This window comes from Dermatophilus congolensis, assembly GCF_900447215.1.
In the GTDB taxonomy this organism is placed as follows: domain Bacteria; phylum Actinomycetota; class Actinomycetes; order Actinomycetales; family Dermatophilaceae; genus Dermatophilus; species Dermatophilus congolensis_A.
In genome coordinates this window covers 1,625,354-1,640,804 of the sequence record NZ_UFYA01000001.1, presented here as the reverse complement: position 1 = coordinate 1,640,804, position 15,451 = coordinate 1,625,354, and the positions used below count along the sequence as shown (strand labels likewise).

Sequence of the window (15,451 nt, the reverse complement as noted above, 5' to 3'; positions counted from 1 at the left end):
GGTGAGGTTGATTCTCCATGACGAGTGGTTGTGGTCGCCAACCGGGGGTGTGATGGGTGCTGGGGATGGGTGTTATGGCTGGGTGATGGTGGTGTAGAGCTTTTCGAGGTGGGTGGCGACGGTGGTGATGTCGAGGTGGTTGCGGGCGGTTGCGTGTGCGCTGGCGGCTGCGTTTGTGCGAGCAGTGGTGTCGGTGAGGAGGTGGTGTAGGGCGGTGGTGAGGTGATCGGGGCCGGGATGGATGACGGTTCCGGCGTTGCCTTTGGTGATGGTTTCGGCCAGGCCGCATGTGTTGGTGATGATGGTGGGGGTGCCTAGGGCGAGGGCTTCCAGGACGCTCATGGGGTAGGGCTCGTTGACGCTGGGTAGGACGTAGATGTCGGCGTTGGTGAGGGCGTCGCGGGTGTTTTCAGGGGGTATGGGGCCGTCCCAGATGATGCGGTCGGAGTGGCCGGATGTGGCTATGGCGTCGCGGACTGCGGTGCCTTGTCCTTCGTCTGGTCCGATGAGTCGGAAGGTGATGTGGGGGAATTGGGGTGCGAGTCGGCGTGCGGCCTCGATGAAGTCCAGGGGGCGTTTGCGTTCGTGGATGCGGGCGAGGAAGAGGACTTCTTGGGGGGTTGTGCGTGGGGGTGGAGGGGTTTTGGGGGTGTGGATGCCGTTTCGGAGGAATTCGATGTTGATGTTGGCGTCGAGGTTGATGAGGCCGTCGCGTTCTTCTGGGGTGAGGTAGAGGATGCGGGCGGCGTGGCGTAGGGCGGGGAGGGTGGAGATTTTGTCGAGGGCGTGGATGGGGGTTTTGTGGGTGGGCATGACCATGCCGTGGGTTTGGAGGACGTAGGGCGTTTTGGTGCCGCGCATGGCCAGGGCTGCGGGCATGGTGACGAAGTCGCGGCCGAGGTGGATGTGGACGATGTCGGCGTTTTGGGCTGCAGTGTGTAGCCAGATGGCGAGTTCGGGGGCGGCTAGTGCGCGTAGGGAGCCGCGTCGGCTGGGGGTGTGGGCGCGGAAGAGTTTGGTGGGGACGCCGTTGATGTTGTTGGGGGGTGTGTCGTAGCCGCGGGTTCCGGCGGCGATGGTGACCTCGTGGCCCAGGTGTGTGAGTGCGGTTGCGTGTTCGATGGCTACGCGGGTGGGGCCGCCATATTCGCCTTGGGGTGAGATGAGTCCGACGACGTGGATGATTTTCATCGGGTGCTCTCTTCTGTGGTGTGTGGTGTGTGGTGGGTTGGTAGTGGGGCCAGGACGCGGGTGTTGGGTGGGACGTTTTTGGTGACGAGTGTGGTGGCGCCGATGGTGGCGTCGGTGCCGATGGTGACGCCGCGCAGGATGGTGGCGCGGGTGGCGATCCAGGCGCCGTTTTCGATGGTGATGGGGGCGTTGTCGAATTCGAAGGCGGGGTCGTTGGCGTGGTGGCTGCCGGTGCAGAGCATGGCTTCTTGGCTGATGACGACGTTGGAGCCGATGGTGACGGGTTCGAGGTTGAGGATCCAGGCGCCGACGCCGATCCAGGTGTGTTCGCCGATGGTGAGTTTCCAGGGCCAGTGGATGCGGACGTTGTGGCGGATGAGTACGTGGGGGGCGATGGTGGCGCCGAAGGCGCGCAGGATGGTGGCGCGGAGTTTGGGTGGGCAGAGTATTGATCGGGTGATGGTGTCGCCGATGGTGACCCAGGCGGCGATTTTGAGGGGGTGTGCGCCTTTGTCGTAGCCGCGTCCTGTGAAGGTGGAGAGTTTGCGGGTGGTTGTGGGGGTGTTCATGCGCCGAAGTTGGCCTTTCCGGCGTCGATGGGTCCGGTGTGGCCGTGGGGGCGTTTGAGGAGTTCGATGTCGGCGTCGACCATGATTTTGGCGAGGTCGTGGGCGTGTGTGGTGGCTTTCCATCCGAGGTTTTTGTGGGCTTTGCTGGCGTCGCCGATGAGGGAGTCGACTTCGGTGGGGCGTAGGTAGCGTTCGTCGAATTTGACGTATTTTTCCCAGTCGAGGTTGACGTGAGTGAAGGCGGCGGCGAGGAATTCGCGGACGGTGCAGGGGGTGCCGGTGGCGAGGACGTAGTCGTCGGGCTGGTCTGCTTGGAGCATGCGCCACATGCCTTCGACGTATTCGGGTGCGTATCCCCAGTCGCGGATAGCGTCGATGTTGCCCATGTAGAGGTCTTTTTGCAGTCCGAGGGTGATGGCGGCGACGGCGCGGGTGATTTTTCGGGTGACGAAGGTTTCGCCGCGGCGAGGGGATTCGTGGTTGAAGAGGATGCCGTTGGTGGCGAACATGCCGTAGCCCTCGCGGTAGTTGCGGGTCATCCAGTAGGAGTAGACCTTGGCGGCGCCGTAGGGGGAGCGGGGGTAGAAGGCGGTTTCTTCGTTTTGGGGTGGGGGTGTGGCTCCGAACATTTCGGAGGTGGAGGCTTGGTAGTAGCGGCAGTCTAGGCCGATCATGCGGATGGCTTCGAGGAGGCGGGTAGTGCCGATTCCGGTGACGTCTCCGGTGTATTCGGGTTCGTCGAAGGAGACGCGGACGTGGGATTGGGCGGCGAGGTTGTAGACCTCGTGGGGGCGGATGGTGTCCAGGAGGGTGACGAGTCGGGAGCCGTCGGAGAGGTCGGCGTAGTGGAGTTTGAGGCGCGCTGAGTCTTCGTGTGGGTCTTGGTAGAGGTGGTCGATGCGGTCGGTGTTGAAGGTGGATGCGCGGCGGATGAGTCCGTGGACTTCGTAGCCTTTGGATAGGAGGAGTTCGGCGAGGTAGGAGCCGTCTTGGCCGGTGATGCCGGTGATGAGGGCTTTTTTGGTCATGGGGTCTCCTTGGGTTGTGGTTGAGGGGTTTGGGTCCAGGATAGGTTTTGGGTGTTTGCGGGGGTGTGGTGCTTAGTCGTTGTAGTTGTAGATTTCTTTGGCTGGTACGCCGGAGACGACGGCGCCGTTGCGGCAGGGGCGCATGAGGACGGCGCCTGCGGAGGCGATGGATCCGCGTCCCATGCGTACGCCGGCGTGGATTTGGGCACCGGAGGCGATGGCGGCGCCGTCGCCGATGATGACTTTGCGGGTGGTGTGGGATCCGGTGCGTTGTTCGGCGGGGCCGATTTTATGGGTGGAGGTGATGATCATGACGCGTGGGCCGATGCCGACGCGTTCTCCGATGTGGATGCCGCCGCGGGCGTCTGCGTAGAAGCCTTCGTTGATGTAGGTGTAGCGGCCTACGTAGACGTTGGAGTTGGTGAAGCGGCAGTGGGGGCTGATGCCGTTGGTGTTGATGTTCATGCCTGCTTTGTTGAGCATGATGCGGCGTAGACGCCCTGGTACGAGGGGGGAGGCGGATAGGCAGTTCACCCAGAAGTTCCAGGCTATGTGGGTGCCTAGGGCGATGATGCGGTTGCGGAGGCAGCCGGGTGTGCGTGTGTGGGCGGTGCGTTGGAGGCCTTCGGGGTAGATGGTGGGGTCGTGGTCGGGGGCGGGCACCGACTGTGTGGTCATGGGGGCTCTCCGTTCTGGGTGGTGCGGCGGGCCTGGCGGATGTGTTTTGTGTTGTGTTGATTCTTGGTTGCAGCGCTGCCCACGGCAAGGCTAAGGGCGTTGTGGCTTGCATAGTGGCAGGGTGCGTGGGGGCTGCTCGGGGGCGCGTCGTGTGGGGAGTGGGTTCGTGGTTCTGTGCATCGGTCGGCGGGGGGAGAGGGAGGCGTTGTTAGTGTTGTCCAAGTCGAACGTCCATACGTGGGGTGTTGCGTTGGGGCTGTGACTGGGTGTTGCGGTGTTGTGGGGCATGTGCCCGGCGGTCTGGTGGGGGAGCCTTGGGGTGCTGTGTCAGTCGTGATTGTGTCCTTTTAGAGGGGGAGACCAATGAGCACGTTCCTTCAGGGGTGTGACCCTGTGGTCGATGTACGCGCGGGTTCACCGGTGGTGCCGGAGTCTGCGGTGATTCGGGAGAACAGTGTGGGCGATGATGGGCGGGTGTCCAGTACGTCACGGTTGACGTGGTTGACGACGACGTCGGGGCGTCCGGTGTTAGCGCGGGTGGATGAGCCAGCTGGGGGGCAGGCTCGGGGCGCAGTGGTGGTGGTTCCTTCGGTTGGTCGTGAGACGACGGTGCCTTTCCGGCGGTTGCGGGCGTTGGCGGTGCGTGCTGCGGATGCGGGGTTTGTGGCGGTGTCGTTGTTTTTGGGTGGGGATGGTGAATCCCCTGATGTTCCTGCGGATTTGGATTTGGTGTCGGTGTGGGGTGAGGAGGTTGAGGCTGCGGTAGCTGCGGCGGGGGCTGCGGTGCCTGATCGTCCGGTGAGTGTGGTGGGGTGGCGTTTGGGTGGGGCGTTGGCGTTTGCCCATGTGCAGGCGGTTGCTGCTGCTGAAGAGGGTGTTGTGGTCACGCCGGTTACGGGGTCGGTGGTGTTGTGGGAGCCGGTGTCGGGGGCGTCGTTTTTGCGGCAGCACCAGAATTTGCGGAAGTTTGCTTCGCCGGTGGAGGTGGTGGATGAGGGTGTGGAGTTGTGTGGGTATCACTTCTTGGCGGGGCATGCGGCCTCGTTGAAGGGGCTGAAGGCTCCTCGTCGTGCTGGTGAGGGTGATGGCTTTGAGATTGTGCGGGAGTCAGATCCGAAGGCTGTGCTGCAGTTGACGCTGGGCTCTCCGCATTTTGTGCAGACGCGGGTTGAGGATGCTGATGCGTTGGTGGGGCGGTTGGCTTCGGGGGTTGAGGGGCCGTTTTTGCCGGTTCCTCAGGTGCGGGATGCGCGGTGGGAGGATGCTTCGGGTCGGGTGGTGGAGGAATCGATTGTGCTGGTCGGGCCGGATTTGTTGCCGGGTGTGTTGACGTCTTCGCCGGAGGCTGGGGTGCATGGTGCCGTGTTGTACACGGCGATTGGCAGTGAGTTGCGCGGGGGGCCGGGCAATGCGTGGACGGCTGCGGCGCGAGCGTTGGCGCCGCATGGTGTTCTTGGTTTGCGGATGGATCGTCGTGAGTTGGGGGAAACCACGGATGTGAGGTATCCGGGGGAGCCGTTCCCGTACACGGATACGAGTGTGGAGGATGTTCTTCACGGTGCTGCGTGGCTGCGTCAGCGTGGTGGGGTTGATGTGTTTGGTGTGGGGGCCTGTTCGGGGGCGTGGTCGGTGTTGCGCGCGGCCGCCTCGGAGGGGGCTTTTAACGGGGTGGTTGCGGTTAATCCGGTGCATTGGGATCCGGATTCGTCGAATTATGACGAGGCGTTTTATGCCAAGACATACCGTTCAGAGGGCGCGTTTTCGCAGGTGTTGTCGGCGGCGGGAGACGGCGCGGAAGAAGAAGATGACGCGCAGTCCTCGGATACGGCTAGCTCTCGTGGTGGGATGCGTATGTGGTTCCACGAGTTCTTGCATGACATGGCGATTCGTTTTCCTCGTTTGCGGGGTTTGCTGCGAGGAGATAGGCGTACGGACCGGGTGGCGGCGTTGTTGACTCCGGTGGATCGTCGCACGGTCACGGTGTTGGCTCTGGGGCTGTCGGAGGCTGCTGTTTTCCGGGCTAAGGGTGGCCCGATGTTTATGCGGACACCGCGGTTAGATGGGCGATTCCGGTTGCAGGTTGATGAGCGGATTGATCACAGCTTGTTCGCGCAGACGAGCCGTCAGGTTGTGTTTGACGCGGTGCAGTCGTTGCTCGTGGAGCGGGATGTTCTTCGGCGTCCTGTAGAAGATATAGCGCTCTGAGCTGCCTTTTTCCTGTTTGTTGAGTATGTAGATCCATCGTCTGGAGTGTTCATGAAGATTCTCGTGGTCGCGGTTAACTATGACCCCGAACCGACCGGTATTGCGCCGTATGTGGCTGGGTTGGCGCGTGGGTTGCGGGCCCAGGGGCATGATGCGCGAGTGATCACGGGTATTCCGCACTACCCCCAGTGGCGTAACTACACCGGGTTTCGTCGGTGGCGTCGGGATGAGGTGATTGATGGCGTGCCTGTGCGTCGGGTGCGGCATGTGGTTCCAGCTGGGGGTATTGGCGTGGGGCGGATCTTGTTGGAGCTGTCCTTTGCTGCCGGGGTGTTGGGGTCTTCGTGGGGGCGCCCGGATGTGGTGTTGACGGTTTCTCCGCCGCTGCTTGCTTCGGCGGCGGTGGTGGCCAAGGCCAAGCTGTTGGGTGTGCCGAGTGCGCTGTGGAGTCAGGACCTGTACACGCGGGGAATGGCTGAGCTAGATGCGGCGGGTTCGTGGAAGGTGCGGGTGGCTAAGGGCTTGGAGGGGGCGGTGTATCGGGCAGCTGATGGTGTGGTGGCTATCGGGGAGCGGTTCCGTACGTTCGCGGTTTCAGAGTTGGGTGTGCCTGCTGAGCGGGTTTCGGTGCATGGGAACTGGTCACATGTGCAGGCCGCTAGTAGCCAGGATGGTCAGCGGTTCCGGGAGCGGATGGGCTGGGGTGATCGGCCAGTGTTTATGCACTCGGGGGCGATGGGGAACAAGCAGGGGCTGGAGGTGGTGGTTGAGGCAGCCAAGGTTGCTCAGTCGCGTCAGTCGCGGGCGTTGTTTGTGCTGACTGGTGATGGTAGTGAGCGGGCTCGGCTGGAAGAGCTGGCGGGGGACTGCGCGAATATTTCTTTTGTGGATCCGTTGCCTGATGAGGACTTCCGGGCGGCTTTGGCGGCTGCGGATGTCCTTGTTCTTAATGAGAAGCCAGGCGTAGCCGAGATGGCTGTACCTAGCAAACTTTCTACGTATTTCAATGCGGGTAAGCCGGTTGTTGCGGCTGTGTATGCGTTGGGGACGGCTGCTGGTCTTGTTGAACGGGCAGGCGCTGGTGTGGTGGTTGTCCCGGGTGCTGCTGCAGATCTTTTGGAGGCCGCCGAAGGTCTTGTTGCAGACCCTGCGCGGGCTGCAGAGCTCGGCGTGGCAGGGCGAGAGTTTGCTCAGTCGCACTTGGGGGAGGGGGCAGCAGTGCGGGGCATCATGCAGTATCTCGCCAGTGTTGCTGGAGTGAGGCTTAGCGATCAGGCTGATGTAGCGGCGGTAGATGCTGATGCATCTGCGCAGGCTACCCAGTCCAGTGAAGGCACCGATAAGGCTGTTTCACGCTCATGAACACGGTGATCCAGCTGGCGTGGGCAACTCTGGAGCGGGTTTTCCCGCGTGTTGCTTCCGCAGTGGTGATTGTGGCTTTTGCTGCGTTCACTGATCCGGGTGCTGTCGGTGTGTACAGCTGGGTTGCTCTCACCTACACGCTTTATCAGGCTGTCGCTGAGAGTGCTTTGCGTAATCAGGCTGTCGTTTCTGTTTCTAACCCGCGGCATGTCCGTTCTGTTCGGCGCACTGCCCATAGCTCGGCGTTATTGGGGTCGTTCGCGATCCTTGTGGTGCTTGTCGGTTTGTGGTTCACCAATGGTCAAGACCTGGGTGGCTACATTTTGGGGCTTGTTCCTTTTTTGGTGGTGCCGTTTATCACTACTGCTGGGATTGTTCCGGTTGCCCGGCTGCAGTACTTGCAGGAATGGCACAAGCTTGCTCGCTATCAGCTCTTAGCTGCCGTGGCGGGGCTTTCCTTGTCGTTCGTGGTGGTGTGGCTGACGCGTTCTTCGGTGGCGATGGCGGTGCATTTGCTTGCCACAGAGTCGACGTTCTTGTTTTTGGTGCATCGTGCGCACGCACGGGTCGACATTACTCCGCAGGAAGGTGGGCGCCATCCCCGTAAGGGAATGCGTTCTCTGGTTACGCTCAGTGCTTTGGGGTGGGGGCAAGGCCAGTTGGAGCGGGTGTTCGTGGGTGGTTTCGCTGGGGTCGGCAACCTCGGTACGTATTCCACTGCTGTGACGATGGGTCGTAGCCCGGGTGAAGCGTTGTCGTCTGCGACGTCGAACTTTCTACGGGCGCGCATATCTGCGGAGAAGGATACTGCTAAGCATCCGGCGCTTATTCGGCGGATTACGTTGCTGGCTGTGCTGGCTACTACGGCAGCGGTGGGCGTGGTTCTTGCGCTGGTGGATTGGGTTCTTGATCCCATTCTTGGCGATGCGTGGAATGTCACTCTTGCTGCGGTGCCCACGTTGGCGGTGGCTACTATTCCGTATTCGATTTCGTTGGCGTTGCAGATCATGGCTATTTATTACGAGCGTCCGCGGGCCTCTATCGTTCCGGCTGTGATGGCGTTGGCGTGTGCGCCCCTTATTGGTTGGGTTGCTCTCGAATCGATTGAGGCTGCAGCTTATGTTGTTGTTGGTAAAGAGCTTTTGGTTTTGCTGGTCACGTATGCGTTGTCGCGTATTAAGGGTGCCGCGTTGCCCGTGATGGTCGCGGTTTCCTGTACAGCAATTGCCCTACCAGTTGTGAATGTTCTTATGTAAGAAGCTTTTTCAAATCGTAGGGTTGTGAGTGAGTACACCTAGCTCGCCGACCGTCCCTTCACCTGAATGCGAAGAACATGCCTCGTCTGACAGTCCTTATGCCAGTCCGCAACGGTCAGCGTTACCTGCCCACAGCGCTCTCCAGCCTGGCCGCCACCCTGCCTCGCGACGCACACGTGCGCATCATGGACGATGGATCCAGCGACTCCACGCCCGCCTTGCTCGCCGCCGCCGCTGAACGCGACAGCCGCTTCATCATTCACCGTCACGACCACGGCCACGGCGTAGCTAACAGCCTGAATGAACTCGCCCGCGCCAGCGACAGCGAGTACATCGCCCGCATGGACGCCGACGACATCGTCATGGTGGGCCGATGGAGCCTCAGCCGCCTGGCCCTACGAAACGCTGACTTCGTTTTCACTACCTCCCTGCACATCAACGCCACCGGAAATATCACCGGCGTAGACCAGCCCGGTCGGTTCTCCGCCGCTGCCACCCCCTTCCACCTTCTCTTGGGATCCATGCTCGTCCATCCCTCGGTGACAATGCGCCGCAGCGCCTTCGACGCACTCGGCGGATACACCGATGTGCCCGCCGAAGACTATGAACTCTGGCTGCGCGCCGCCGCCAACGGATACCGCCTAGTCCGCACCGCTGTGCCCGGACTCAAATACCGCCGCCACGATGAACAAGTCACCGCAACCAGTCCTTGGAGTAACCCTGACCCCGATTCCCCTATGTTCACCGCATACGGGAGCCTGCTGGATTACACCCTCGGTCACCGACAAGAAGGCTGGCGCGCTGTTTTCGCTTCCGCCTTGGGGCGCACCCCGCTCACCCCGGAAGAAACCGCATGGACCCATGCCATGCAGCAAGACATCATCGACACCGTCCAACGTCAGCTCAACCCTCATGACGCCGCCCTAGTTATGTGGCGTGCCCGTCGCGAATGGCGCCGAGCCGACCAACGCAGCACCCAGAACCACAACGCCTAGCCGTCCCCACCACGTACGGCAGGCTGGAAGGTATGAGCCGCGCCGTTACCACGCGCCCCAAACGCACACCTGCCTGCTTAGCCACCCGGCTACTACAGCTCTGCCTTCTCGTTGGGCTCATGTGGGCCTGCGAAATCGTTGACCAGGTTGCGGCAGCTGACCTAGACCAATTTGGTATCCAGCCGCGCAGTCTTAGCCACTGGTATGGCATTCTTCTGAGCCCATTCCTGCATGCTGGGTTCGCCCACCTCATAACCAACACCGGCATCCTGCTCACTCTCGGGATCCTTGTGGCACTCATCACCAGCGAATTCTTCGCTGTGACCGCTTCCATCATCGTTCTCGGCGGAGCAGGCGTATGGCTCTTCGGGCCTGCTGGAACAGTCCACGTCGGCGCCAGCGGTCTCATCTACGGCTATGCCGCTTTCCTAATTGTTTTCGGTTTCTCAGCTCGTCGACTTGCTCCCACAATCGTGGGGATCATCGTCGCCTGCATCTACGGAGGGCTGGCCTGGGGCCTCCTACCAAGTCAGATGGGCGTCTCCTGGCAGGCACACCTATCCGGGGCTATCGCAGGCGTATACGTGGCCCGTCACCTAGGGCACCGTCTGCGTAGCAATAAAAAACACCCAAAGCGCTTTTTCTAACCAGGCCCTGTGCGCAGAATCCGCCGTACCAATGCGGGAGTCGCCTCGATACAAGCCGCTGTCTCAGGGCATGATGTAACGAGCGAAACGGATCGACCATGCAACCGGCAACACGTCCGCGCCACACCATGGGCACCACCGCCCACTGTCGACGGACTCCGGGAGCTCCCAGCCGAATCCAGTCACGAAAGCAAAAGAGGTTAGACCGTGAAGAGCACATCGTCGTTCATGCGCGCCGCCCGCCTGCGTGGCGGCAAGGCCGCCGCGGTTATCGCCCTAGGCCTTGCTGCCCTAGGGCTAGCCGGCTGCGACACCGCAGGATCACCCGGCGTGGCAGCAGTCGCCAACGGCACCGTGATCAGTGAAAAAAACATCGACGATGTCATGACCGACCTCACTAAGGCCGGAGCTGGCGCCCAAATCAAACGCGCCGACATCGTCCAAATCTTGGCCCTTCGACCCATGGTCCTTGAGGTCGGTAAAAAACACGGCGCAGTGATTGGCGAAGACGTCATCCGCACCGCCCTTGCCAAACAACTTCCTGACGTCTCCCAAACCACGATCCAGATGCAACAGGTGCAGGCCATCGGTCGCAAACTCGGCCAAAACCAAGGAAAGCAAGGCGGGGCCATCAATCAAGAACTCCAAAAAGCCTTCGCCAGCGCCGATATCTCCGTCAGCCCCCGCTATGGCGGCTATGACCCCAAACGTGGCTTCCTCCCGGCTCAACCAGCCTGGATCCAACCTGCACAGCAGGCAATGCCGCAGCCGCGATAAAACATATGGGTTCCACCAGCAGTAGCCGGCAGCACCCCACTGACGCCGAGCAACTCACAGGCATTGCCGGACTCATTGAAGTCATGGACCGGCTCCGCTCACCTGGCGGTTGCCCATGGGATGCCGCACAAACACACAATTCACTGGCCAAGTTTGTTGTTGAAGAAGCCTACGAACTCGCCGACGCCATTGACAGTGGTGACCGAGAAGAACTTGTCGACGAACTTGGTGACGTGCTCTTCCAAGTGGTTTTTCATGCCCGCCTAGGCCATGAACACGATCAGCCATTCACCATTGACGACATCGCCGAGCGCACCATCACCAAACTTCGCCGCCGTCACCCTCACGTGTTCGGCGATGTCGACACCGATGACCCAGCACGCATCGAAGCGAACTGGGATGCGATCAAAGCAGCCGAAAAACCGGAGAGACGTTCACCACTTGACGGCATCCCCGCATCCCTCGCACCGTTGGAACGAGCAGCCAAGATCGCCAACCGGCACCGCAGGGCAGGTCACCTCAACACAGTACGATCTGCCCTAGCTGACCAGCCCGAAGACGATTACGGCACTCGCCTATTCGCCTTGGTTCTCGAAGCGGTCGACGCTGGTGTGGACCCAGGAACAGCCCTGCTGGCTACTGTGAATCGCGTCACCACATCGTTGCGCGACAGGCAGGAACAGGGACCAACCGACCCGTTGGAATCCACCGATACCGACTAGGGTCAGTAAAGAACGGCCCACACAACCGGAAACCCGTGGCGAACCACAACACGGCCCGGACGCAGCGGCCGCACATCATCTACAGCCAAATCGAACATCCATCGAAGGAGAGATTGTGGCAACCATCGAGGAAATCGGCGCACGCGAGATTCTGGACTCCCGCGGCAACCCCACGGTCGAGGTCGAGGTCCTCCTCGACGACGGCACCACCTCCCGCGCAGCCGTTCCTAGCGGCGCCTCCACCGGAGCTTTCGAGGCAGTGGAACGCCGCGACGGCGACAAGAGCCGGTACCTGGGCAAAGGTGTCGAAGAAGCCGTTGACGCGGTTCTCGAAGACATCACCCCTCGCTTGCTCGGCCACGACGCTTCTGACCAGCGCCTCGTCGACGCCGAAATGATTGCCCTCGACGGCACCGACAACAAAGGCAAGCTCGGCGCCAACGCCATCCTTGGCGTCTCACTGGCCGTGGCACGTGCTGCCGCCGACTCCGCTGGCCTACCGCTGTTCCGTTACGTCGGCGGCCCCAACGCCCACGTTCTTCCCGTCCCGATGATGAACATCCTCAACGGCGGATCCCACGCAGACTCCAACGTCGACATCCAGGAGTTCATGATCGCCCCAATCGGCGCCTCCAGCTTCAAAGAAGCTTTGCGCTGGGGCGCTGAGGTGTACCACTCCCTTAAGAGCGTCCTCAAAGAGCGTGGTCTGGCCACTGGCCTTGGCGACGAAGGTGGCTTCGCCCCCAATCTCGAAAGCAACGCTGCCGCGCTTGACCTGATCGTCGAGGCGATCAAGAAGGCTGGGTACACCCCAGGTAGCGACATCGCTCTGGCCTTGGATGTTGCCTCCAGCGAGTTCTACAAGGACGGCACATACCAGTTCGAAGGCGGCAGCAAGTCCGCCGAAGAAATGGTCGCCTACTACGCGGACCTGGTTGCCAACTACCCACTGGTTTCCATCGAGGACCCGCTAAACGAAGAAGACTGGGACGGCTGGAAACACATGACTGACGAGCTTGGCGACAAGGTCCAGCTCGTTGGTGATGACCTGTTCGTCACCAACCCCGAACGCCTTGCCAAAGGCATCGCCACCAACACGGCTAACGCCCTGCTGGTTAAGGTGAACCAGATCGGATCGCTCACCGAAACCCTTGACGCTGTCGCAATGGCGCAGAGCAACGGCTACCGCTGCATGATGAGTCACCGTTCTGGTGAGACCGAAGACACCACCATCGCCGATCTTGCAGTGGCAACGAACTGCGGTCAGATCAAGACTGGCGCACCGGCACGCTCGGAGCGAGTTGCTAAATACAACCAGTTGCTGCGCATTGAAGAGCTGCTCGATGACGCTGCTGTCTACGCAGGTGCCGGCGCTTTCCCGCGTTTCAAGGGATGACGGACATTTCCTAGGCGATTAGCCTGCCCCTATGGCATCTGCGACTCGTCGTCCCAGAGGCGCGTCGGGCTCCTCTGCCCGTCGCGCCTCTGGCGTGTCCTCCTCCCGGCGTCCGATGGGGCGAAGCGGTCCCGCAGCAGGGCACCGTGACCCTTCACGCCCACGCGCCGCAGGAGCAGGGCCGAGCACCTACGTTTCTTCCACGCGACGGCTGGGCCGCTCATCAACCAAACGAGTGGCTGTGCTGGCTGCGACGGTTGTGATGCTTTTGCTCATGCTGGTGCCTACTGTCCGGGCATACGTTGCGCAGAAAGCACAGTTAGCTTCTCTACAGCAGGAAGCCTCTGACCGGCAGAAGAACATCAATACTCTGCAGGGAGAGCTCAAGCGTTGGGATGACCAGACATACGTAGAACAACAGGCACGTGAACGCCTCAAGTTTGTGAAGCCAGGAGAGACGCGTTACATCGTGCTTGGTGCTGAGGGGCTGACTACGAAAGAGACCACAGGTGCTGGCGCTGTTGTGCGGCCAGATGAATCAGGTGGCGGTAGCTGGTACGACCGAGTCTGGGCATCCATGGATGCCAGTGATTCGCTCTCACCTAAGGACGCAAATGCGCCGCTAGCGCCGATTTCTCCCGGGGTGGCCACTCGCACTGACCCGGCTGGAACCCCGACAGGTAAGGCAGGGACCGGGTCTTCGAGCAGCACGGTTCGAGATCCAGGACGTGAGAACGCTAACCATGGCTACTGAGGTCGCAGCCACTCACGGTAGGCTCTCGGAGGCCGTAAAGCCTTACCAGCCGCGTGGCGGCGTTCCACGATTTTGAACCGGAGTAGCGTGAACACCAGCGACCCAACCACCCCCGATGTTTCTTTGTCACATGCGCCTGGACTGCCCACCCCCAGTGCGCAGGTGCTTGCCGAGCTTGGTGTGGAGCAGGCTAGCCCTGAAGACATCGCCGCGATTGAGTCTCAGTTGGGCAGGTTGCCGCGTGGTGTTGTGGGGGTAGCTTCTCGCTGCCCCTGCGGACACCCGAATGTAGTGGCGACCATGCCGCGACTGCCTGATGGTACGCCTTTCCCCACTACCTTCTATGCCACCTGCCCCACTCTTACTGGCGCAATTGGCACCCTTGAGGCCAACGGTGTCATGGCTGAGATGACCGAGCGCCTGGGCGAAGATCCTGAACTGGCAGCGGCGTACCGGGCTGCTTATGAGGATTACCTCGCTCGGCGTTCTCGGCTGGGGCACGTTCCTGAAATTGAAGGGATCGCTGCTGGTGGAATGCCTGAACGTGTGAAGTGTCTTCATGTGTTGGTGGGGCATTCATTGAGTGCCGGGCCAGGGGTAAACCCGTTCGGAGATGAAGCAATCGATGCATTGAAGGACATGTGGCCGACAGGGCCTTGCGTACCTGTCGCTGAAGATCAGCAGCAGTGACCAAGCTCCGAGGAGGAAGCCATGCGTGTTGCGGGAATCGACTGCGGAACTAACTCAATCCGTCTGCTGGTCGCTGATGGCAGCATCGGTGAAGACGACAGCGTCAACATGACTGACGTGGTGCGCCGGATGGAAGTGGTGCGCCTAGGGCATGGCGTGGATGCCACAGGAATGATTGCGCCTGAGGCGATGCAGCGAACCTTGACGATGGTGCATGAGTATGCCCGGCAGTGTGAGGTTCTCGGGGTTGAGGCAATCCGCTTTGTGGCGACTTCAGCTACCCGGGATGCTAGCAATGCCGCTGAATTTGTTGCCGGGGTCCATGAAGCTTTCGGCGAACGAAATGTCACTCCTGAGGTGCTTAGCGGCACTGAAGAAGCCGCTCTTTCTTTCCTCGGGTCTACCGGTGAAGTGGCAGCGACTGGAGCGCGAGCACCTTTCCTCGTGGTGGATCTGGGTGGGGGATCAACGGAATTTGTTCGCGGTGGCGAGGGCGAAAATGCCACCCGCGCCGTGAAGCAGACCAGCGTCAACATGGGCTGTGTCCGCATGACCGAACGTCATTTCCGTTCTGTCGCAACAACATCCGAAGAGATAGCTGCTGCGACGAAAGATGTCGATGCGCTGCTGGACACAGTCGACGATGAGGTAGGGCTCGAAGGTATTGGCTCTGTCATTGGGCTGGCTGGCACCATCACCACCGTCACAGCTCATGCTCTCGGGCTAACAAAATACGATTCCGAAGCTATCCACTTGCACAGTCTGAGCGTCGAACAAACCCTGGCTTCTTGCCATGCCCTCATCACCGCTACCCGGGAAGAGCGCGCTATGATGCCATTCATGCACCCTGGCCGTGTCGATGTCATCGTCGCTGGTGCACTTGAGTGGTCCCGCATCGTGGAACGAATCAGTGAGCGGTCCGGGATCAGCCACGTGATCACCAGCGAACACGACATTCTTGACGGAATCGCTGCCAGTCTTCTGCGATGACACGAGACGGAAGTGCCAACTCCAGTTAAGGTCATCTGAGGACACGCAAACGCCCCCGTAGCCCAACGGCAGAGGCAGGCCACTTAAAATGGCTTCAGTGCGGGTTCGAGTCCCGCCGGGGGTACATCGTCGCGAGGCTCTTCCACTACCGGAAGAGCCTCGTTTCGCACCCAAAGACATACGCACAAAAC

15 protein-coding genes and 1 tRNA gene are annotated in these 15,451 nt (G+C 61.0%); 12 read left to right on the top strand and 4 right to left on the bottom strand.

The genetic code is table 11. The features are described 5' to 3' along the window. Positions 1-72: 72 nt before the first annotated feature. The 4 genes from DXZ77_RS07230 to DXZ77_RS07215 all read right to left on the bottom strand — a co-directional run bounded on the left by DXZ77_RS07230 (position 73) and on the right by DXZ77_RS07215 (position 3,466). Positions 73-1,191, bottom strand: a complete 1,119-nt coding sequence (locus tag DXZ77_RS07230) for a glycosyltransferase (RefSeq protein ID WP_115031049.1) — start codon at positions 1,189-1,191, stop codon at positions 73-75. Next, positions 1,188-1,760, bottom strand: a complete 573-nt coding sequence (locus DXZ77_RS07225) for a DapH/DapD/GlmU-related protein (RefSeq protein ID WP_115031047.1) — start codon at positions 1,758-1,760, stop codon at positions 1,188-1,190. Before DXZ77_RS07225 ends, DXZ77_RS07230 begins: the two co-directional genes overlap by 4 nt. Beyond that, positions 1,757-2,788, bottom strand: a complete 1,032-nt coding sequence (gene gmd, locus DXZ77_RS07220) for a GDP-mannose 4,6-dehydratase (protein ID WP_028326630.1) — start codon at positions 2,786-2,788, stop codon at positions 1,757-1,759. Before gmd ends, DXZ77_RS07225 begins: the two co-directional genes overlap by 4 nt. A gap of 72 nt (positions 2,789-2,860) precedes the next feature. After that, on the bottom strand, positions 2,861-3,466 hold the full coding sequence (locus tag DXZ77_RS07215) for an acyltransferase (protein WP_115031045.1): 606 nt from the start codon (positions 3,464-3,466) through the stop codon (positions 2,861-2,863). Between the two features lie 363 nt (positions 3,467-3,829). On the opposite strand from DXZ77_RS07215, the gene DXZ77_RS11785 reads away from it, so the two are divergent. The 12 genes from DXZ77_RS11785 to DXZ77_RS07140 all read left to right on the top strand — a co-directional run bounded on the left by DXZ77_RS11785 (position 3,830) and on the right by DXZ77_RS07140 (position 15,384). Then, on the top strand, positions 3,830-5,671 hold the full coding sequence (locus DXZ77_RS11785; RefSeq protein ID WP_147279220.1) for an alpha/beta hydrolase family protein: 1,842 nt from the start codon (positions 3,830-3,832) through the stop codon (positions 5,669-5,671). Between the two features lie 51 nt (positions 5,672-5,722). Next, on the top strand, positions 5,723-7,033 hold the full coding sequence (locus DXZ77_RS07190) for a glycosyltransferase family 4 protein (RefSeq protein ID WP_115031036.1): 1,311 nt from the start codon (positions 5,723-5,725) through the stop codon (positions 7,031-7,033). Continuing rightward, positions 7,030-8,289: a lipopolysaccharide biosynthesis protein gene (locus DXZ77_RS07185; protein ID WP_115031034.1), complete on the top strand. Its 1,260-nt coding sequence runs from the start codon at positions 7,030-7,032 to the stop codon at positions 8,287-8,289. The genes DXZ77_RS07190 and DXZ77_RS07185 overlap by 4 nt, the downstream gene beginning before the upstream one ends. 77 nt (positions 8,290-8,366) lie before the next feature. Then, entirely contained in the window at positions 8,367-9,284 is a 918-nt protein-coding gene (locus DXZ77_RS07180; protein ID WP_115031032.1) for a glycosyltransferase family 2 protein, read from the top strand. A 32-nt stretch (positions 9,285-9,316) separates the two neighbouring features. Beyond that, complete coding sequence (locus DXZ77_RS07175; protein WP_115031030.1) at positions 9,317-9,931, top strand: rhomboid family intramembrane serine protease; 615 nt, start codon at positions 9,317-9,319, stop codon at positions 9,929-9,931. Positions 9,932-10,138: 207 nt separating this feature from the next. Then, a complete protein-coding gene (locus DXZ77_RS07170; RefSeq protein WP_147279219.1) occupies positions 10,139-10,708 on the top strand; it encodes a hypothetical protein in 570 nt (189 codons plus the stop codon). Positions 10,709-10,713: 5 nt separating this feature from the next. Next, positions 10,714-11,430: a MazG family protein gene (locus DXZ77_RS07165; RefSeq protein ID WP_115031026.1), complete on the top strand. Its 717-nt coding sequence runs from the start codon at positions 10,714-10,716 to the stop codon at positions 11,428-11,430. 115 nt (positions 11,431-11,545) lie between these two features. Next, positions 11,546-12,826 carry a phosphopyruvate hydratase gene (gene eno / locus DXZ77_RS07160; protein ID WP_115031024.1) on the top strand — a complete coding sequence of 427 codons (1,281 nt, stop codon included), beginning with the start codon at positions 11,546-11,548 and terminating at the stop codon, positions 12,824-12,826. Positions 12,827-12,857: 31 nt separating this feature from the next. After that, positions 12,858-13,580 (top strand): FtsB family cell division protein, encoded by a 723-nt coding sequence (locus DXZ77_RS07155; protein WP_115031022.1) that lies wholly within the window; start codon positions 12,858-12,860, stop codon positions 13,578-13,580. 141 nt (positions 13,581-13,721) lie between these two features. Further along, entirely contained in the window at positions 13,722-14,270 is a 549-nt protein-coding gene (locus DXZ77_RS07150) for a DUF501 domain-containing protein (RefSeq protein ID WP_243889199.1), read from the top strand. A gap of 21 nt (positions 14,271-14,291) precedes the next feature. After that, positions 14,292-15,260: a Ppx/GppA phosphatase family protein gene (locus DXZ77_RS07145; protein WP_115031020.1), complete on the top strand. Its 969-nt coding sequence runs from the start codon at positions 14,292-14,294 to the stop codon at positions 15,258-15,260. Positions 15,261-15,311: 51 nt separating this feature from the next. Continuing rightward, a tRNA-Leu gene (locus DXZ77_RS07140) sits at positions 15,312-15,384 on the top strand. Positions 15,385-15,451: the final 67 nt, after the last annotated feature.